We start from the raw sequence: 18,486 nt of genomic DNA, 5'->3' as shown, positions 1-18,486 counted from the left end.
GCCAGACGATTCCTGTTAATTCTGTGAATTTCCAGCCTTCCCAGCGCCAGTTGGGCCTGCGCCTGCTGCGGCTGCGCGAGCAGCGCGGCTACAGCCAGGTTGATCTGGCGCGCGCCTTGGGCCTGTCGGCCAGCTACCTGAACCAGATCGAGCGCAACAAGCGCCCGCTGACACCGGCGGTACAGCAGAAGCTGGGCGAGGTGTTGGGCGATGTTTCCGCCCTGTTCGACGACGATGAGCCCGCTGCACTGCAGGAATCGTTGGGCGAGACCCTGCGCGACCTGGGCCTGGCCGATGTCAGTGCCACCGAACTGCGGGCCCTGGCTGGCAACCTGCCGCAGGTCAGCCGCGCCCTGCTGGACCTGCACCGCCGCCACCTGGCCCTGCGCGAGCATGCCGCGGCACTGGAATTCCAGCTGGGTGAGCCCGGCGCCGGCAGCACCCTGCCGGCCGGTGACCAGGTGCGCGAGTTCTTCAACCGCATGCACAACCACATTCCCGAACTGGATGAACTGGCCGAACGCCTGTTCGCCGAATGGGGGCTGGCACCGGGCCACGTGGCGCCGCGCCTGCGCCAGCTGCTGGCCGACCGCCACGGCGTGCTGGTGGAAGTGGCCGCGCTGCAGGCCGGGCGCGAGAAGCGCCAGTACGACGCTGGCAGTCGCACGCTGTGGTTGCCGGATTATCTGGAACCGGGCCAGCAGGCGTTCCAGATGGCGGCCGAGCTGGCCCTGCGCGGCTACCTGCCGCAGATCGATGCGGTGGTGGCGCGCGCGGGCTTCCACGATGACGCGCGTATCGCGCAGGCGCGGATCGGCCTTTCCAACTACTTTGCCGGTGCGCTGGTGATGCCGTACATGCGGTTCCTGCGCGCGGCAGAGGCCAGCAGTTACGACATTGAGCTGCTGGCACACCAGTTCGGCGTGGGCTTCGAAGCGGTCTGCCACCGGCTGAGCACGCTGGCGCGGCGCAGTGCGCCCGGGCTGCCGTTCTTCTTCATCCGCGTGGACCGTGCCGGCAATGTGTCCAAGCGCCATTCGGCCACCGATTTCCATTTCTCGCAGGTAGGCGGTTCGTGCCCCTTGTGGATCGTCTACGAGGCGTTCAACCAGCCCGGGCGCATCCTTACGCAGACCGCGCGCATGCCCGATGGGCGTCGCCATTTCTGGCTGGCGCGGCAGGTCAGCAGCGGGCCGGTGGGGCATGGCCAGCCGCGCAAGACCTTCGCGGTGGCGCTGGGCTGCGACCTGCAGCATGCCGAGCGACTGGTGTATTCCCTGGGGCTGGATGTGCAGAGCCCGGGCAATTCGGTGTCGATCGGGCCGGGTTGCCGGGTGTGCCCGCGCGAGGACTGCATGCAGCGCGCGTTCGTGCAGTTGCCGGGGAGGTAAAGCGGGCATTCCGTGTTTGGGCGGGGCGGCGTCGGATTGCGGGGACGCCGTCAACCCATCCATGGGGGCTTGGCCGCGGCATCCATGCCGCGGGCAGCACGGGGTCAGATCCCGTTGCGGCGCGACGGGCTCTGACCCCATCCGGATGTCGCCGTGGGTAGGTGCCCACCTTGGTGGGCACGCTCTGGCCGTGCGCGGAATGCATCCACGCATGGCGTGGATCTACTAATCCCAATACACGGTCAGCACGCGGTGGCCTTCCGAGGGTACGGGGGCGTCGATGTGCTGGCCGTAGGGCCAGCCTTCGCCCACACCGTCGCATTCCAGACCCTGCAGCCAACCTTCTACGGTCTCGACGTCGGCGCGGGTCAGCACATGCACGTTCTCGGCGGCAGGCCATTCGCTGTCGTCTTCCAATGCGCTGCCCCAGTCCTGGTGCAGGCCGACATACACGCCTTCCACTTCGGGCTTTTCGGCAATCGCGGCCAGGCGCGCGTACAGCTCGGCAATCGGCGGGCGGCCGAAACCCCATTGGTTGGGCGCGATGCATTCTTCGAAATCATTGCCTTCGAAGTACGCGGCCAGTGGCACCACCGGCAGGTGCTCCGGGTCGCGGGCATCAAGGCGTTCAAGCAGTTCCAGCAGTTCCTGGCGGGCAGACATCCAATGCTCCTTGCAGCATGAAGCACGATTGTATCGATCGCGCTCAGTAGATCGGTGTCACCTTCATCTGCGGCAGCGGACGCGGTGCGCCTTCGGTCAGGTCCGGGCCCAGGTCTTCCCAGGTGCGGCCCTGTTCCACCATCAGCCCCCACAACTGCTGCGACGCCTGGCGCTTGTCTTCCGACCCCAGCTTGTACGACGGCGGCACCGGCTCACCCACGGCAACGGTGGAATAGGCGGCACGGTAGGCCAATACCTGCTGCGCTGGGTCGTCGGTGCGCGCCACTTCCAGCGTGTAGCGCTGGTAGGCCGAGGCCAGGTTGCGCCAGCGGATCCAGTAGTGGTTCTCGAACGAGAATGCACAGAAGCGCGCGCCAGCCAGGCTGCCCTTGTCGGCAATGCGGGTCAGCACGTCCTGCGGCATGTCCAGGTTCATGCCGCCTTCGTCGCCCTGCAGGCTGACGTGCACGATGCGGTCGCGGTAGCCGGGCGCGCGCGCCTGCAGCAGGTCGCGCCAGTTCTGCATGGTGGCCACCACGGCGAACAGGAAGCGACCCAGTTCACCGGCAGCCAGCGGCGTGGCAATGGACTGGTAGTGGCGCTGCCAGCCATGGCGGTTGCCGGTGGGCAGGAACACTGACTTTTCCAGGGCCGCGCGCGTACTGCCGCCGTGGCTCACTTCTTCGGCGTGCTGCGGGTACACCAGGTTGATGGCGAACGTGGGCCAGCGCGGCATTGCCGCGTCGAACAGGTGGATGGGGAAGTTGCTGCTGATGCCGCCATCGGAGAACCAGCACACGCGGAAGGCGGTGATCACCGGGCCGCATGCCTGGCCGGCGCTGGTCAGCCCTTCCATGCTGTCGGCCACGCTGTGCTCCTGCGTGGCCGGCGCTGCCGCCGGTTCGCAGCGGCGCTCGCGGCGGGCCGGTTCGTGCAGCGGCACGGCGCTGATCAGCAGCGGGAAGCTGAGGCTCATGCGTGTGGCCACCAGCACCGGCAACTGCGCGCCCTGCGGCAGATGGTAGTACTGGCGCCCGTCCACCTGCAGCGGCGCACCGGCCTGCTGCACCAGCCAATCCACCACGCTGGCCGGGAACAACTGGGCGAATTCCTCGCGCAGGAACCAGAACTGCGCCCCGCCCAACGGCAGGGTGCGCGGTTCGTTGTGGGACACACAGGTGGTGATCATCTGCAGGCTGATGGCCTGCGGGCTGTGCGGTTCGCCGGCATAACGCGGTGCATCGTGCAGATCGGCGAAGGTGAGCGGAGCGTCCAGCGGCTTGCCCGCCAACTGCTGCAGGCGCGCGTGCAGCCAGTCGGTCAGCGCCGGGGTCTGCGGATCGCGCCCCAGCCCACTGCACAGGCCCAGCAGGTTGCGCCGCGCCACCCGCGCCACGCGCAGCGCTGCACCGGCCACACCGGCGCCATAGGCGCACAGCAGCGACGGCAGCAGGGTAGCCGCCACACCGCTCCAGCCGCCGCCCCAGCCGCCCAGCGCCAGCAGCAGGGCCAGCGACACCAGCACTTCCAGCGGCGCGATGGTGAACACGGCCACGGCCAGGCACAGCAGCTTGCGCGGCCAGCGCGCCTTGCCGGTCAGCACTACCAGCAACCGGTACGCCGAACGCGCGCCGCGCGCGGGCTGGAACAACCCGTAGATGAAGCCGCGCCGCGACAACTGCGTTGACACCGCCGACAGCCCACCGTAGCCCGCCTCACCGGGCAGCGTTTCGCCGGCCTGCTGGCGGCGGTCGCCATACGCGGCCGCTGCAGCCACCGCCGCGGCAATCGCCCCGGCCGAGGTGCCGCCGATGCTCTTGAAGCGGTACTGCTGGGCCAGCGCCAGCACCGCGTTGGGATACACGATGCCGCTGGTGATGCCGCCTTTCATGACCAGATCGCAATATTTGTCCGCCACTGCCCTGCCCCCGTGCATGCCGTCCACCGCGTGGGTTCCAGTATGGCGCAGGGGCTTCTCAGGGCCTGAGAACCGCTACGCAGTCAGCGCGATTCCCCCTTGGCCGGGCGCCGTGCCGCATGCACACTGCGGCCAGGAAGCGGACTGCAGGGACTGCCCATGACCACCCGACGCGCCTTCATTGCCGGCTGCGGCGCCGCTGCGGCGGCCACCGCCTGTTCACCCGGGCAGGCACTCACTGGCAACGACATCAGCCAGCTCGAGCCCACCGCCTTGGCGGGCATTACCCGCGTCGACGGACAGCGCTTACTGGTAGACGCCCTGCAGCGCCACCGTGGCCCGGTCTGCGTGGCCGGTGGCCGCTTCAGCAAGGGCGGGCAGACCAGCGCCGATGGCGCCCTGCAGCTGGACATGACCGGCCACAACCGGCTGCTGCGGCTGGATGTGCCGGGCAAAGTAGTGCGCGTGCAGGCCGGCATGCGCTGGCGGGAACTGCAGGCGCTGCTGGACCCGCACGACCTGTCGGTGAAGGTGATGCAGAGTTTCAGCAGCTTCACCGTGGGCGGCTCGGTCGGCGTGAACTGCCATGGCCGCTACGTCGGCAACGGCAGCCTGGCCGCGACGATCCGCGCATTGCAGGTGGTACTGCGTTCGGGCGAGGTACTGGAAACATCGCGCAGCCAGCACCCGGAGCTGTTCGCGGCGGTGATCGGCGGCTACGGGCTGCTGGCCGTGGTGAGCGAGGTGGAACTGGAACTGGCCGACAACACACGCATGGCGCGGCACATGCAACGCGTCGCGCTGGCCGACTACCCGCAGTGGTTCGCCGACCACGTGCAGTCGCGCGGCGATGCGCTGATGCACAACGCCGATCTACTGCCGCCGCGTTTCGATGCCCCGGTAACGGTGACCTGGCGCCGCAGCAGCGCCGCGTTGACCGACACCCGCCGGCTGGTGCCGGTGGGCGACCGCTATGCCTACGAACAGAACATGATCTGGGCGGTGTCCGAACTGCCAGGCGGCGCGCAGCTGCGCGACAGTTCGGTGGTGCAGAAGCAGCTGCAGCAGCCTCGGGTGATCCACCGCAACCTGGAAGCGAGCCTGGACGTGGCCTCGCTGGAGCCGCGCACGCGCGCCATGTCCACCTACCTGCTGCAGGAGTACTTCATTCCGGTGCGGCAGTTCCAGGCGTTCGCCACGCGCATGGCGGCGATCCTGCAGCACCACCACGTGGACGCACTGAACGTGTCGATCCGCCACGCGCCGGCCGATACCACTTCGCTGCTGGCGTGGGCGCGCCAGGAGGTGTTCTGCTTCGTGCTGTACCACAAGCAGCGACGCTTCCCCTGGAGCGACACCCTGGCCACCGGCTGGACGCGGGCACTGATCGATGCCGCGCTGGACTGCGGCGGCAGCTACTACCTGCCCTATCGCCCGCATGCCACCCGCGAACAGTTCCGCCGCGCCTACCCGCAGTGGCAGCGATTCGTTGAAGCCAAGCGCCAGTACGACCCGCAGATGCAGTTGGTGAACCATCTTTGGCAACGCTACCTGGCGACGCCGTAGCAATGGGGTCAGAGCCCGTTGCAGCGCAACGGGCTCTGACCCCAACCCCCTTGACCGGCGCGACCAACGCGTCCACCGTGGGCGCGCCGAAGGTATCCCTCCAGGCGCTCACGCGCAGGGAGGGATTTAAACGGGAATCCGGTGAAGGCGCCTGGCGCGCCCATTCCGGAGCTGCCCCGCAGCGGTGAATGGAAACGAAGCCTGCCAACAGCACTGGGCGCACGCCTGGGAAGCGGCAGGGAGTAGGTGGGCTGCGGCCCGTGTCCATCAGCCCGAATACCGGCCCCGGCCGGGGGACACGACCGTCCCCTGATTCGACCTGGACTCTCCGCGGGGAGGGTGCCGGGGCCATCGTCGTCCTGCGCGCGCGGGCGCTGTGGCCGCGTGCGTCCTGTTCACGGTGTCCGGCCCGATCCGTTCCCCACGCTGCCACGCACCCGACGATGACCGAGCTTCAACGCCCCACCCTGACCCTGCCCGCCGACGGCAAGCGCCTGCTGCTGCATTCCTGCTGTGCCCCGTGTTCGGGTGAAGTGATGGAGGCGATCACCGCCTCCGGGATCGATTACGCGATCTTCTTCTACAACCCCAACATCCACCCGGTGAAGGAATACGAGCTGCGCAAACAGGAAAACATCCGCTTCGCCGAGCAGCACGGCATTCCGTTCATCGACTGCGACTACGACACCGACAACTGGTTCAGCCGCGCGCGTGGCATGGAGAATGAGCCGGAGCGCGGTATCCGCTGCACCATGTGCTTCGATATGCGCTTCGAGCGCACCGCGCTGTACGCGCACGAGCACGGCTACGACACCATCAGTTCGTCGCTGGGTATCTCGCGCTGGAAGAACATGGCGCAGATCAATGACTGCGGCATCCGCGCCGCGTCGCGCTACGAAGGCCTGCAGTACTGGGACTACAACTGGCGCAAGGGCGGCGGCGCCAGCCGCATGGTGGAAATCAGCAAGCGCGAGCAGTTCTACCAGCAGGAATACTGCGGCTGCGTGTACTCGCTGCGCGATGCCAACCGCCACCGCCGCGAAACCGGCCGCGAGCGCATCAAGATCGGCCTGCTGTACTACGGGCAGGATGCGGAAGCGCCCAAGGGCGATTGACGCGCGCTTACGGGGCGGCCACGCTGGTCGCCCCCTTCTGTTGTAGTGGAACTGCCATGACCGTCCTGCCCGCCGATGTCGCCCTGCTGGTGATCGACCTGCAGCCGGACTTCATGCCCGGTGGTGCGCTGGCCTGCGCCGACGGCGATGCGCTGGTGGCACCGATTGCCGAGCTGCTGGCCCAGCGCCGCTATCGCACGGTGGTGGCCACCCAGGACTGGCACCCGGCCGGACATGCCTCGTTTGCCAGCCAGCACCCGGGCACGCGCCCGTTCGAGTCCATCCTGCTGCACGCGCAGCCGCAGACGCTGTGGCCCGACCACTGCGTGCAGGGCAGCGACGGCGCCGCGCTGCACCCGGGCGTGGACTGGAACGTGGCCGACCTGATCCTGCGCAAGGGCACCCGCTCGCAGGTGGATTCGTACAGCGCCTTCCGCGAAAACCACGGGCCCGATGGTGATCGCCCGGCCACCGGCCTGGCCGGCTGGCTGCATGAGCGGCGTATCCGCGAAGTGCACGTGTGCGGCCTGGCGCGCGACTACTGCGTACTGTGGAGCGCGCAGGACGCGGCCAAGGCCGGATTCCGGGTGAAGTTCCTGTGGGAGCTGACCAAGCCGGTGACCGATGCCAACGACGCGATGGTGCGCGAGGCCTTGGGCAAGGCAGGGATTGCGGTCATCTGAGGTGCGCCCGCCGGGCATGGCCCGGCGCTACCGCGCACGTCGCTTATGCCGCTTGCGCGCTCCTGCCCACGGCAACACAATGGATTCATCCCGCCCCCCAACTACGCCCCCCTACAGATCGCGGGACGGCCGAACCGGGGGCTTTTTCATTGGATGAAAGCGGGAAGGCAACGGATGACCGGTAGCGCCGGGCCATGCCCGGCGGCCACGCAGCCCGCTGTCAGCGGAACACCACCGTGCGGTGCCCGTTCAACAGGATGCGGTGTTCGACATGGCGGCGCACGGCACGCGCCAGCACCTGCGATTCGGTATCGCTGCCCAGCCGCACCAGATCGCGCGGGGTCATGGCGTGGTCCACGCGGGCCACGTCCTGTTCGATGATCGGGCCTTCGTCCAGGTCTTCGGTCACGTAGTGCGCGGTGGCGCCGATGATCTTGACCCCGCGCGCGTGCGCCTGGTGGTACGGCTGCGCGCCCTTGAAGCTGGGCAGGAAGCTGTGGTGGATGTTGATCGCACGGCCAGCCAGCGCGCGGCACAGGGTGGGCGACAGAATCTGCATGTAGCGCGCCAGCACCACCAGGTCGATGCGCTCACGCTCGACCAGATCGATGATCTGCTGTTCCTGCACCGCGCGCGTTTCCGCGTTCACCGGCAGGTGGTGGAACGGCACCTGGTAGGACGCGGCCAGCGGCGCGAAGTCGGCGTGGTTGGACGCCACCGCGGCGATATCCACCTTCAGCTGCCCACTGTGTGCGCGGAACAGCAGGTCGTTCAGGCAATGCCCCTGCTTGCTGACCAGCACCAGCAGGCGCGCGCGGCGGCGGCCGTCGTGCAGCTGCCAGTCCATGCCGAAATCGGCGGCGAGCGCGGCCATGGCGCCATGCACCGTGTCCAGCGGCAGGCCGGCGTCACGGTCGAAGTGCACCCGCAGGAAGAAACGGCCGCTCTCTTCATCGCCGAACTGCTGGGCGTCGAGGATGTTGCAGCCGTGGTCGAACAGCAGCCCCGACACGCGATAGACGATGCCGGTGCGGTCGGGACAGGACAGGGTAAGAATGGAATCGGGTCGCATGGCCCAAGTTTAGGGCAGCACCCTGCGGCGGTGCACAATGCTGTCAGATGCAACCGATCTTCAATGCGGATGCACCGTCAACGCCACCAGGCGCACCACCAGCGGGCGCACCAGCAGCACACCACAGAACGCCACCGGCATGGCCATCTGGTAGGCCGCCAGCACCCGCGCCAGGTAGCCGCTGCCCAGCCCGGCGTTGGCCGCGGTGATGACCAGGCACATCAGCAGCGCCATCAGGCTGGCCATGAAGAAGGCGAACACGAACGGCGTACTGCGGGCGTGCAGCTTCCAGCGGAAAGATCGGGGGTGGGCCATCGCACATCGCATCGGGTGAAGTGGGCCGGCAGGCTAGCGGTGCGGCGGCCTGTGCACAGCCCCGCCGCGCTTGGCGCAGACCCAAGCCACGCTTGCTGGTTTCCGTGGCAAGCTGGCCGGTCATGAACCTGTTGCAGCTCATCCGCAGCTTCACCCGCACCGCGCAGACCGGCAGCATTGCCGCGGCCGCGCGCAGCCTGGGTATCAGTGCCACCGCCGTGGGCCAGAACATCCAGCGCCTGGAAACCCACCTGGGCGTGCGCCTGCTCAACCGCAGCACGCGGCAACTGGCCCTGAGCGAGGCCGGGGCGCTGTACCTGGCCCAGGTGCAGCACATCGAGGCCGACCTGGCCCGTGCGCAGGCGCTGGTGACCGCCGACGACATCGTGCCCAGTGGGCCGCTGCGCATTGCCAGCAGCCGCGCCTTCGGCCGCCATGTGCTGGCGCCGCTGCTGCCGTCGCTGCAGCAGCGCTATCCGCAACTGCAGCTGGAACTGCGCCTGAGTGATCGCGCGGTACAGCACGGTCCGGAAACGGTGGATGTCAGCCTGCGCATCGGCGCGCAGCTGGAAGATGGGCTGGTGGCGCGGCCGCTGGCGCGCATTCCATTCCTGTTCTGCGCCGCCCCGGCCTACCTGGCCGCGCACGGCATGCCGCAGGAACCGGCCGAGCTGCAGCAGCATCGCGGCCTGCTGCACCGCTTCCCCACCGATGGCCGGCCGCTGCGCTGGGGCCTGCGGCGTGGCGATACGCGGGTGGACGCGGCGCTGCCGCCCAGCATGGTCTGCGATGACATCGACGCGCTGGCCGAGCTGGCCGCCGCCGGTGCCGGCATCACCCGGCTGGCCGCCTTCGTGGCCGACCCGTACCTGCGCGATGGCCGGCTGCAGACGGTGTTCGGCCCGGCCAGCGCGTGGCAGCCGGAGCCGATGGAGGTGTTCTTCTGTGTAAGCGACCGGCGCGACTTCACCGCGCGCATCCGCGCCCTGTTCGAGCACCTGCAGGCCGGCCTGCCGCCGGCCTGGCAGGTGTGACCGGCCTCAGCGCGGGCGGAACACGTTGCGCGCTTCGCGCGGTTCGCAGCGCAGGTACTGCGGCGCCGGCACCACGCTGTCGCCCAGCGCGGCAGCGGCATGCCACGGCCAACGCGGGTCGTACAGGATGCCGCGGGCCAGGGCGATGGCATCGGCCTGGTTGTGGCGCAGGATCGATTCGGCCTGTTCCGGCTCGGTGATCAGGCCCACCGCGATGACCGGCATGCGCAGCTTCTTGGCCTTGATGGCCGCGGCGAACGGCACCTGGTAGCCCGGGCCCACGCTGATCTTCTGGCGCTCGTCCAGGCCGCCGCTGGACACGTGCAGGAAGTTGCAGCCGCGCGCGTCCAGCACCTGTGCCAGGGCTTCGCTCTGCACCACGTCCCAGCCGCCTTCGACCCAGTCGTTGGCGGAAATGCGCACGCCCACCGACACCTTGTCCGACACCGCTTCACGCACCGCGTCGAACACTTCCACCAGCAGGCGCAGGCGGTTCGGCAGCGAGCCGCCGTAGCCGTCGGTGCGGCGGTTGCTGAGCGGCGACAGGAACTGGTGCAGCAGGTAGCCGTGGGCGGCGTGGATTTCGATCAGCTCGAAGCCCAGGCGCTCGGCGCGCACGGCGCTGGCGGCAAAGGCGGCCACCACCTCGGCAATGCCGGCTTCATCCAGCGCCTGCGGGGCCGGGTCGTTGGCATGGAACGGCAGCGGCGACGGCGCCACGGTGGGCCAGCCACGGGCATCGTCGGCCGGCAGCTGGCGGCCGCCGTCCCACGGGCGTGCGGTGGAGGCCTTGCGGCCGGCGTGGCCGAGCTGGATGCCCAGCGGCATCGGCGACCAGCGCCGCACGCTGGCCCGCACCTGCGCCAGCGCCGCTTCGGTACCGTCGTCCCACAGCCCCAGGTCGGCATAGCTGATGCGCCCGCGCGGTTCCACTGCGGTCGCTTCCAGGATCAGCAGGCCGGCGCCGGACTGCGCCAGGCTGCCCAGGTGCTGGGCATGCCAGTCGCTGGCGCGGCCGTCTTCGGCGGAGTACTGGCACATCGGCGCGATCACGATGCGGTTGGACAGGGTAAGCGGGCCGAGGGTGACCGGCGAGAACAACTGGCTCAAGGCGATAGCGACATGCGGAGGGGGTGCGTATTGCACCGCTGCACGGCCTGCGGATCAACCGTCTGGATGGATCGCTGTTTCGCAGGGGGCGTGATCGGTAGCGCCGGGCCATGCCCGGCGGGCAACGGCGGCCGCGCTGCGCGCTCGCCGGGCATGGCCCGGCGCTACCGGCTGACGAAGCCGGCCAGGGCCTCGGCGCAGTCGCGTTCATCCTTGAACTGCAGCAGGTCGTCGGCACGGGTGCGGCCGCGGTTCAGTGCGGCCACCGGCAGGCCGGCCTTGGCCGCGGCCTGCACGAAGCGGAAGCCGGAATAGACCATCAGCGAGGAGCCCACCACCAGCACCGCATCGGCCTGCTGCAGGTGCTCATGCACCGCCGCTACCCGTTCGCGCGGCACGTTTTCGCCGAAGAAGACGACATCTGGCTTCAGCAGGCCGCCGCAGTACGGGCAGTCCGGCACCACGAACGCGGAAAAATCGGTCTCCAGATCCGCATCGCCATCGGGCGCGATGCCGGCCTCCAGCGCGTCCCAGCCCGGGTTGGCGTCCAGCAGGCGCTGCTGGAAATCCTCGCGCCCGCTGCGGCGTTCGCAGCCCATGCAGCGCACCAGGTCCAGCCGCCCGTGCAGATCGATCACGTTCGTGCTGCCGGCGCGCTGGTGCAGGCCATCCACGTTCTGGGTCAGCAGCACCTGCAGGGTGCCGCGTGCTTCCAGCGCGGCCAGCGCCTGGTGGGTACCGTTGGGCAGGGCCAGGCCGAAGCGCGGCCAGCCCAGCAGGCTACGCGCCCAGTAGCGCTGGCGGGTGGCCGCCTCGCCCATGAAGGCCTGGTAGGTCACCGGCGGGGTGCGCTTCCACTGGCCGTCGGTATCCCGGTAATCGGGAATGCCCGAGGCAGTGCTGCAACCGGCGCCGGTGAGCACGAACAGGCGCTGGGCGCGGTCGATGAAATCGGTCAGCGGCGGGGTCATGCCGACCAGATGGGGGCGCGGCGGCGCCCCCGCAAGCGCCGGTTCAGACGGCCTCGGGCAGGCGCGGCACGGCGGTCGGCTGGCCGTCTTCGCCCAGCGCGATCATCACGAAGTGGCCGCGGGTGCACAGCTTGCGCTCGCCGCTGTGCAGGTCTTCGGCAATCAGCTCCACTTCCACCTTCATCGAACTGCGGCCCACTTCCACGATGCGACCGATGGTTTCCACCATCTGGCCGATGCGGATGGGCAGCTTGAAATCGACCTGGTCGCTGCGCGCGGTCACCACGGTGCGGCGCGAATAGCGGGCGGCGGCCAGGAAGGCAGCCTTGTCCATCCAGGCCAGCGCCTGGCCACCGAACAGGGTGCCCATGTGGTTGGTGTGGTTGGGGAAGACGATTTCGGCCATGCGCACTTCGATGGGCGGCACGGTTTCGACGATGGGGGTCATGGCGGTGGCCAGGGTGTGGGGGTGCGGCAATTTTAAGGCAGGCCCGAGCGGCCGGGGCTACACTGCGCCACGCCCACCGCACGGACCGCCCATGCCCGCCGCTTCCGACCTGCTCGCGTTCGCCCTGCTGTCGCTGGGCATGGTCCTCACCCCAGGCCCGAACATGGTCTATCTGGTCTCGCGCTCGATCTGCCAGGGCCGCCGTGCCGGGCTGGTGTCGCTGGGCGGCGTGGCGGCGGGCTTCGTCTTCTACATGCTATGCGCGGCGCTGAGCATCACTGCGCTGCTGATGACCATTCCGCTGGCGTATGACGCGCTGCGCCTGGGCGGTGCACTCTACCTGCTGTATCTGGCGTGGCAGGCGGTGAAGCCGGGCGGGCGCTCGCCGTTCGCGGTGCACGCGCTGCCCGCCGACAGCCCGCGCAGGCTGTTCACGATGGGCTTTCTGACCAATCTGCTGAACCCGAAGATCGCGGTAATGTACCTGTCCCTGCTGCCGCAGTTCCTGCACCCGGACGGCCACGGCAGCGTGCTGGCACAATCGCTGGTGCTGGGCTTTACCCAGATCTCGGTCAGCCTGGCGGTGAACACGGTGATCGTGCTGATGGCCGGCAGCATTGCCACGTTCCTGGCCGCACGGCCGAGCTGGCAGGCCGCGCAGCGCTGGCTGATGGGCACGGTGCTGGCCGGGCTGGCGGTGCGGATGGCGGTGGAAGGGCGGCGGTAACAAAAAACCCCGGCGTTGGCCGGGGTTCTTCGTTGCAACCGGGATGACTTCTTCGATCAGAAGTTCATGTCGAAGGCGACTTCGCCCTGCACGCCCACCTGGTAGGCCGAGACGCGGCGTTCGAAGAAGTTGGTCAGCTCCTGCACGTCCTGCAGTTCCATGAACGGCAGCGGGTTGCGCACGTTGTACTTCTTTTCCATGCCCAGCTTGGCGAAGTGCTGGTCGGCACAATGCTGCAGGTACTGGCGCATGTCGCGGGTGGAAATGCCCGCCACGCCGCCGGACAGCACGTCCTCGGCGAACTGCACTTCGCATTCGATGGCTTCGGCCAGCATGTCGTAGACCTGCTGCTTCATTTCCTCGTCGAACAGGTCCGGTTCTTCCTCACGCACCACGCGCACCGATTCGAACGCGAAGTCCATGTGCGCGCTCTCGTCGCGGAACACCCAGTTGGTGCCCGAGGCCAGGCCCGGCAGCAGGCCGCGCGAACGGAAGTAGTACACGTAGGCGAAGGCGGCGAAGAAGAACAGGCCTTCGATGCACGCGGCAAAGCAGATCTGGTTCAGCAGGAACTGGCGGCGCTCGGCACGGGTCTCGATGCGCTTGAGGTCCTGGATCGAGTCGATCCACTTGAAGCAGAAGTCGGCCTTCTTCTTGATCGAGTCGATGTTTTCCACCGCGGCGAAGGCTTTGACGCGCTCTTCCGGGTCCGGCAGATAGTTGTCGAGCAGGGTCAGGTAGAACTGCACGTGCAGCGCTTCTTCGTACAGCTGGCGCGACAGGTACATGCGCGCTTCGGGCGCGTTCAAGTGCTGGTACAGGTTCAGCACCAGGTTGTTGGACACGATCGAATCGCCGGTGGCGAAGAACGCAACCAAGCGGTGGATCAGGTGGCGCTCACCCGGCGACATCTTGCTGTGCAGGTCGGTGATGTCGATCTGGAAGTTGATCTCTTCCACCGTCCAGGTGTTCTTGATCGCGTTCCGGTACATGTCATAGAACTGCGGGTAGCGCATCGGGCGCAGGGTCAGTTCAAAACCGGGATCGAGCAGCATCTGCTTGGGCTTGTCGGCCATGGGTGTTTCCTTGAATTCTCGGGTCAAAACGCCGGGCATGGCCCGGCGCTACCTTGGTGTTTCCGTGGTGCAGCCGAGCATGAGTGCCGACCAACGGTCGGCACCTACGGCGCGGTGTGTTATTGGCACGCCTCGCAGGCTTCCGGGTTTTCCAGCGAGCAGGCCACCGCTTCGGTCGGGGTGTAGGTGCTGACCGTGGTCTTGGCGATCTTGGTGGCCGGACGCGAGCGCAGGTAGTAGGTGGTCTTGACGCCCTGCTTCCACGCGTACATGTACATGGACGACATCGCACCGATGTTCGGGCTTTCCATGAACAGGTTGAGCGAGGCCGACTGGTCGATGAAGGCGCCACGCTCGGCGGCCATGTCGATCAGCGAACGCATCGGCAGTTCCCATGCGGTGCGGTAGACCTGGCGCAGGGCTTCGGGAATCTGCGCAACGCCGGCGATGGAACCTTCGGCCAGCTTGATGGCATCGCGCATGTCGGCGGTCCACAGGCCCAGCTTCTTCAGTTCGTTCACCAGGTAGCGGTTGACCTGCAGGAAGTCACCGGACAGGGTTTCGCGCTTGAACAGGTTGGACACCTGCGGTTCCACGCACTCGTAGCAACCGGCGATCGAGGCAATGGTGGCGGTCGGGGCAATCGCGATCATCAGCGAGTTGCGCAGGCCGTGTTCCTTGATGCGCTCGCGCAGGGCATCCCAGCGCGCGGTGTCTTCGGGCACCACGTTCCAGGCGTCGAACTGCAGTTCGCCGCTGGCGGCACGGGTGTCGTTGAACGACGGGTGCTTGCCGCGTTCCTGGGCCAGCTCCGAGGAGGTTTCCAGGGCGTGGAAGTAGATCGTTTCGGCGATCTTCTTCGACAGGGCGCGGGCTTCGGCGCTGTCGAACGGCAGGCGCTTGCGGAAGAACACGTCCTGCAGGCCCATGCAGCCCAGGCCGACCGGACGCCAGCGCAGGTTGGCGCGGCGGGCGGTTTCGATCGGGTAGAAGTTCAGGTCGATCACGCGGTCGAGCTGGCGCACGGCCAGGCGCACGGTCTCGGCCAGCTTCTCGAAGTCGAACTCGTTGTGCTCGTCGAAGTGGTTGCCCAGGTTGATCGAACCCAGGTTGCACACCGCGGTTTCATCGTTGGACGTGACTTCCAGGATTTCCGTGCACAGGTTGGACAGGTGGATCACGTTGCCCGGGCGCAGCGTCTGGTTGCTGGCGCGGTTGCACTTGTCCTTGAAGGTCATCCAGCCGTTGCCGGTCTCGGCCAGGGTACGCATCATGCGGGCGTACAGCTTGCGCGCCGAGATGGTGCGGTTGGCCTTGCCCTGCGCTTCGGCCTGCACGTAGGCCTGTTCGAAGGCTTCGCCGAACAGGTCGGTGAACTCCGGCACGACGCGCGGATCGAACAGCGACCATTCCTGGTCGGCCTCGACGCGCTTCATGAACAGGTCCGGCACCCAGTTGGCCAGGTTCAGGTTGTGGGTACGGCGGGCTTCGTCACCGGTGTTGTCACGCAGCTCCAGGAAGTCCTCGATGTCGGCGTGCCAGGTTTCCAGGTACACGCAGGCCGCGCCCTTGCGCTTGCCGCCCTGGTTCACTGCGGCCACGGACGAATCCATGGTCTTCAGCCACGGCACGATGCCGTTGGAATGGCCGTTGGTGGACTTGATGAGCGAACCACGCGAACGCACGCGGGTGTAGCTGACGCCGATGCCGCCGGAGAACTTGGACAGCTGGGCGATGTCGCCGTACTTGGAATAGATCGATTCCAGCGAATCCTGCGGCGAATCCAGCAGGAAGCACGAGGACAGCTGCTCGTGGGTGGTGCCGGAATTGAACAGGGTCGGGCTGGACGGCAGGTAGTCCAGGTTGCCCATGCGCTTGTACAGCGCCAGGGTCTCGGACACGTCCTCGCTCAGCGCGCTGGCGATGCGCAGGAAGAACTGCTGCGGGGTCTCGATCACCTTGCGGGTGTGCGGGTGGCGCAGCAGGTAGCGGTCGTACAGCGTACGCAGGCCGAAGTAATCGAAGTTCAGGTCCAGCGAGATGTCGATGGCATCGTTGAGCTTGCGCGCGTTGGTCTGCACGAAGTTCAGCAGGCGGTCGTTGATCAGGCCCACTTCGTGGCCACGGCTGACCGACTGCGAGAAGGCGTAGATTTCTTGGCCCGACACTTCCTTGGCGATGTAGTTGGCCAGCAGGCGCGCCGCAAGGCGGCCGTACTCGGGCTCTTCACCGATCAGCAGGGCGGCGGTGCGGATGGACAGTTCGTCCAGTTCGCGGGTGGTGGCGCCGTTGTACAGGCCGGAGATGGTGCGGGTGGCCACGCGCATCGGATCGACCGCGTGCAGGCCTTCGGAGGAACGCTGCACCGCGCGCACGATCTTGTTCAGATCCACCAGCTCGGTCGTGCCGTTGCGCTTGGTCACGCTCATCGCGTTGGACGTCGGCGGCGACGTCAACAGGAATTCGCTTTCCTTTTCGATGGTGGCGCTGGATTCGGTGGTCACGGCGTATGTCCTCTTGGCGTGATTGGGGGTGCTCGATGCATCGGGGTGACGCGACCTGGGACCTGACGCCCCAGAGTGGCAGGAGGGCGTCGCAGGGATTGAGACCCTGCGCCTGCCACTGCCGGTGACGGTCGCGGAACGCTACTGCCGGGGACCCCGGCACTTGGGGTCGCTGCGACCGACGGCCACAAGATAGTGGGGGTAGAGGGGGCCGTCAACGCCAAATGTAGTGAAATCGGGTAATCCCTTGCGGCGCAAGGATCATGCCATCGGCGGCGCGTTTGGACGCTTCAGACCTGCTGGAACCGGCTGCGCAGTCAATACCGAAAGGCGTCACAAGGGCGGTACAACGTGCTGCGGAAACGGAACAATGACAGCTTCACATGACAGTGATGAAGCTGGCTAGGGACAACCCTGTGGATAGGTGGTGGGCAGTCGGTGGGAAAGCCTGTATGGCCGGATGGATGGCTATCGGGCAATGACTTCCGGCCGGTGACGTCGCCTTCTGTGCACGGGATGCTGGGACCCTGCACTGACCGGAAAGGATTCCACCATGCGCCTGACCCTGCCCGCCCTGGCCCTGCTGGGCTGTCTGGCCACCGCCCCGGTGATGGCCGGCGACGCCCCGCAGCTGCGCTCGGACCAGTGCGGCATGCGCACCGACTACGACGTGCTGGTGGACAGCGGTGGCATCTGGCTGCGGCATGGCCCACAGGCGCCGCACGAGGTGGTGTTCCACGATGGCGTGCTGAGCCTGGACGACACGGTCGTGCCGGTCAGCGAGGCCGACGCCGCCCGCCTGCGGCAGATGGAGGCCGGGGCGCGGCAGCTGATGCCGGCGGCCACGGCGCTGGCCCATGAAGTGAGCGGACTGAGCTTCGATGTGCTCGACGGGGTCTATGAGGGCCTCACCGGCACCGCCAACAGCCGCAAGGTGCGGCGCCTGCGCCGGCAGGCCGATGACTGGATCGGCGGCACGCTGGGCAAGGGCTACTGGGAACAGGCGGTGTTCGGGCCGGGCTTCGAGGCCAGGGTGCAGGACATGGCCGAATCGCTGTCCGCGTCCATCGCCCGCAGCATGCTCTGGCAGATGGTCACCGGCCGCAGCGAGGCGATGGAGGAGCGCGCCGACCGCCTGGACGCGCAGATGGAACAGCAGCTGGAAGGCCGCGCCGAGCGCATCGAGGCCAGCGCCCAGGCGCTGTGCCCGCTGGTGGCCGCCGTGGCCGATGCCCACGATGCTCTGGAGGTGCGCTACCAGGGGCAGCCGCTGCGGCTGATCGAACGCAGCGAGGGCGTGCAGGTGGCCGGCGATCCGTAGCGTCGAGCTTGCTCGACCCTCGTTGGCACCGCGCGGAAAGCAGTCGAGCAAGCTTGTATGTTCCCGCCGGCTCCTACGAGGTATGTAGGAGCCAGGGTGGAGGGACCGTCAAGCAAGCATCTGCGGAGTCGAGCCGACAGACGAGTCGAGCGATCCCCATCCCGCGCATCCACGCATGGCGTGGATCTACCGGGGTCGGATCCCTTTCGCGTGCGAAAGGGCCCTGACCCCATCACGTGGATCGCAGACAGCATCCACGCATGGCGTGGATCTACCGGGGTCGGATCCCTTTCGCGTGCGAAAGGGCTCTGACCCCACCACATGGGTCGCAGACAGCATCCACGCATGGCGTGGATCTACCGGGGTCGGATCCCTTTCGCGTGCGAAAGGGCCCTGACCCCATCACGTGGATCGCAGACAGCATCCACGCATGGCGTGGATCTACCGGGGTCGGATCCCTTTCGCACGCGAAAGGGCTCTGACCCCATCACGCGGATCGCGGACAGCATCCACGCATGGCGTGGATCTACCGGGGTCGGATCCCTTTCGCGTGCGAAAGGGCTCTGACCCCA

General features: G+C 67.6%; 16 protein-coding genes and 1 riboswitch. Of the genes, 7 read left to right on the top strand and 9 right to left on the bottom strand.

Annotated features, from left to right (window positions below):
• The first annotated feature begins 23 nt into the window (after positions 1-23).
• Positions 24-1,391 (top strand): short-chain fatty acyl-CoA regulator family protein, encoded by a 1,368-nt coding sequence (locus tag C1931_RS01215; protein WP_108755121.1) that lies wholly within the window; start codon positions 24-26, stop codon positions 1,389-1,391.
• A 225-nt stretch (positions 1,392-1,616) separates the two neighbouring features.
• Here the strand turns inward: C1931_RS01215 and C1931_RS01210 are convergent, their stop codons facing one another.
• Both C1931_RS01210 and C1931_RS01205 read right to left on the bottom strand, forming a co-directional pair.
• Positions 1,617-2,054 carry a hypothetical protein gene (locus tag C1931_RS01210; RefSeq protein WP_108755120.1) on the bottom strand — a complete coding sequence of 146 codons (438 nt, stop codon included), beginning with the start codon at positions 2,052-2,054 and terminating at the stop codon, positions 1,617-1,619.
• 43 nt (positions 2,055-2,097) lie between these two features.
• The gene (locus tag C1931_RS01205) at positions 2,098-3,990 is read right to left on the bottom strand and encodes a patatin-like phospholipase family protein (protein ID WP_108755119.1); all 1,893 of its coding nucleotides are present in this window, start codon (positions 3,988-3,990) and stop codon (positions 2,098-2,100) included.
• A gap of 141 nt (positions 3,991-4,131) precedes the next feature.
• Here C1931_RS01205 and C1931_RS01200 point away from each other — a divergent pair, with 141 nt between their 5' ends.
• The 3 genes from C1931_RS01200 (at position 4,132) to pncA (ending at position 7,336) form a co-directional block, all read left to right on the top strand.
• Positions 4,132-5,538, top strand: coding sequence for an FAD-binding oxidoreductase (locus tag C1931_RS01200; protein ID WP_108755118.1), 1,407 nt, complete (start codon positions 4,132-4,134; stop codon positions 5,536-5,538).
• 85 nt (positions 5,539-5,623) lie between these two features.
• A riboswitch (cobalamin riboswitch) is annotated at positions 5,624-5,841 on the top strand.
• Between the two features lie 140 nt (positions 5,842-5,981).
• Complete coding sequence (locus C1931_RS01195; RefSeq protein ID WP_108751847.1) at positions 5,982-6,653, top strand: epoxyqueuosine reductase QueH; 672 nt, start codon at positions 5,982-5,984, stop codon at positions 6,651-6,653.
• Positions 6,654-6,709: 56 nt separating this feature from the next.
• A complete protein-coding gene (pncA, locus tag C1931_RS01190) occupies positions 6,710-7,336 on the top strand; it encodes a bifunctional nicotinamidase/pyrazinamidase (protein ID WP_108755117.1) in 627 nt (208 codons plus the stop codon).
• 220 nt (positions 7,337-7,556) lie between these two features.
• Here pncA and purU read toward each other — a convergent pair whose 3' ends face one another.
• Positions 7,557-8,408 carry a formyltetrahydrofolate deformylase gene (purU, locus tag C1931_RS01185; RefSeq protein WP_108748124.1) on the bottom strand — a complete coding sequence of 284 codons (852 nt, stop codon included), beginning with the start codon at positions 8,406-8,408 and terminating at the stop codon, positions 7,557-7,559.
• Between the two features lie 60 nt (positions 8,409-8,468).
• On the bottom strand, positions 8,469-8,723 hold the full coding sequence (locus C1931_RS01180) for a DUF2798 domain-containing protein (RefSeq protein WP_199912211.1): 255 nt from the start codon (positions 8,721-8,723) through the stop codon (positions 8,469-8,471).
• 122 nt (positions 8,724-8,845) lie between these two features.
• On the opposite strand from C1931_RS01180, the gene C1931_RS01175 reads away from it, so the two are divergent.
• Positions 8,846-9,757, top strand: a complete 912-nt coding sequence (locus C1931_RS01175; protein ID WP_108755116.1) for a LysR family transcriptional regulator — start codon at positions 8,846-8,848, stop codon at positions 9,755-9,757.
• Positions 9,758-9,763: 6 nt separating this feature from the next.
• Here the strand turns inward: C1931_RS01175 and C1931_RS01170 are convergent, their stop codons facing one another.
• The 3 genes from C1931_RS01170 to C1931_RS01160 form a co-directional block, all read right to left on the bottom strand.
• Entirely contained in the window at positions 9,764-10,867 is a 1,104-nt protein-coding gene (locus C1931_RS01170; RefSeq protein ID WP_108755115.1) for an NADH:flavin oxidoreductase/NADH oxidase, read from the bottom strand.
• A gap of 164 nt (positions 10,868-11,031) precedes the next feature.
• Positions 11,032-11,838, bottom strand: a complete 807-nt coding sequence (locus C1931_RS01165) for an NAD-dependent protein deacetylase (protein WP_108755114.1) — start codon at positions 11,836-11,838, stop codon at positions 11,032-11,034.
• 43 nt (positions 11,839-11,881) lie between these two features.
• Positions 11,882-12,286, bottom strand: coding sequence for an acyl-CoA thioesterase (locus C1931_RS01160; RefSeq protein ID WP_049433141.1), 405 nt, complete (start codon positions 12,284-12,286; stop codon positions 11,882-11,884).
• A 91-nt stretch (positions 12,287-12,377) separates the two neighbouring features.
• Between C1931_RS01160 and C1931_RS01155 the strand changes: the two genes are divergently transcribed.
• Positions 12,378-13,013: a LysE family translocator gene (locus C1931_RS01155; protein ID WP_108755113.1), complete on the top strand. Its 636-nt coding sequence runs from the start codon at positions 12,378-12,380 to the stop codon at positions 13,011-13,013.
• Between the two features lie 56 nt (positions 13,014-13,069).
• On the opposite strand, the gene C1931_RS01150 is transcribed toward C1931_RS01155, so the two are convergent.
• Together C1931_RS01150 and C1931_RS01145 are read right to left on the bottom strand one after the other, a co-directional pair.
• Complete coding sequence (locus C1931_RS01150) at positions 13,070-14,089, bottom strand: ribonucleotide-diphosphate reductase subunit beta (RefSeq protein WP_049433139.1); 1,020 nt, start codon at positions 14,087-14,089, stop codon at positions 13,070-13,072.
• A gap of 119 nt (positions 14,090-14,208) precedes the next feature.
• Complete coding sequence (locus C1931_RS01145) at positions 14,209-16,593, bottom strand: ribonucleoside-diphosphate reductase subunit alpha (RefSeq protein WP_108751839.1); 2,385 nt, start codon at positions 16,591-16,593, stop codon at positions 14,209-14,211.
• 553 nt (positions 16,594-17,146) lie between these two features.
• Here C1931_RS01145 and C1931_RS01140 point away from each other — a divergent pair.
• The gene (locus tag C1931_RS01140) at positions 17,147-17,914 is read left to right on the top strand and encodes a DUF2884 family protein (protein WP_108755112.1); all 768 of its coding nucleotides are present in this window, start codon (positions 17,147-17,149) and stop codon (positions 17,912-17,914) included.
• The last annotated feature ends 572 nt before the right edge of the window (positions 17,915-18,486 follow it).

It is taken from the genome of Stenotrophomonas sp. YAU14A_MKIMI4_1 (assembly GCF_003086855.1).
Taxonomy (GTDB): Bacteria; Pseudomonadota; Gammaproteobacteria; order Xanthomonadales; family Xanthomonadaceae; genus Stenotrophomonas.
The sequence above is the reverse complement of the archived record's forward strand: the minus strand, read 5'-3'. Positions and strand labels throughout refer to the sequence as shown.

Coding starts and splice junctions, on each gene's coding strand:
- C1931_RS01200 (WP_108755118.1), top strand. CDS start 4,132: ATGACCACCCGACGCGCCTTCATTGCCGGCTGCGGCGCCGCTGCGGCG.
- C1931_RS01180 (WP_199912211.1), bottom strand. CDS start 8,723: ATGGCCCACCCCCGATCTTTCCGCTGGAAGCTGCACGCCCGCAGTACG.
- pncA (WP_108755117.1), top strand. CDS start 6,710: ATGACCGTCCTGCCCGCCGATGTCGCCCTGCTGGTGATCGACCTGCAG.
- C1931_RS01195 (WP_108751847.1), top strand. CDS start 5,982: ATGACCGAGCTTCAACGCCCCACCCTGACCCTGCCCGCCGACGGCAAG.
- C1931_RS01150 (WP_049433139.1), bottom strand. CDS start 14,089: ATGGCCGACAAGCCCAAGCAGATGCTGCTCGATCCCGGTTTTGAACTG.
- C1931_RS01160 (WP_049433141.1), bottom strand. CDS start 12,286: ATGACCCCCATCGTCGAAACCGTGCCGCCCATCGAAGTGCGCATGGCC.
- C1931_RS01210 (WP_108755120.1), bottom strand. CDS start 2,054: ATGTCTGCCCGCCAGGAACTGCTGGAACTGCTTGAACGCCTTGATGCC.
- C1931_RS01155 (WP_108755113.1), top strand. CDS start 12,378: ATGCCCGCCGCTTCCGACCTGCTCGCGTTCGCCCTGCTGTCGCTGGGC.
- C1931_RS01165 (WP_108755114.1), bottom strand. CDS start 11,838: ATGACCCCGCCGCTGACCGATTTCATCGACCGCGCCCAGCGCCTGTTC.
- C1931_RS01205 (WP_108755119.1), bottom strand. CDS start 3,990: ATGCACGGGGGCAGGGCAGTGGCGGACAAATATTGCGATCTGGTCATG.
- C1931_RS01175 (WP_108755116.1), top strand. CDS start 8,846: ATGAACCTGTTGCAGCTCATCCGCAGCTTCACCCGCACCGCGCAGACC.
- C1931_RS01140 (WP_108755112.1), top strand. CDS start 17,147: ATGCGCCTGACCCTGCCCGCCCTGGCCCTGCTGGGCTGTCTGGCCACC.
- purU (WP_108748124.1), bottom strand. CDS start 8,408: ATGCGACCCGATTCCATTCTTACCCTGTCCTGTCCCGACCGCACCGGC.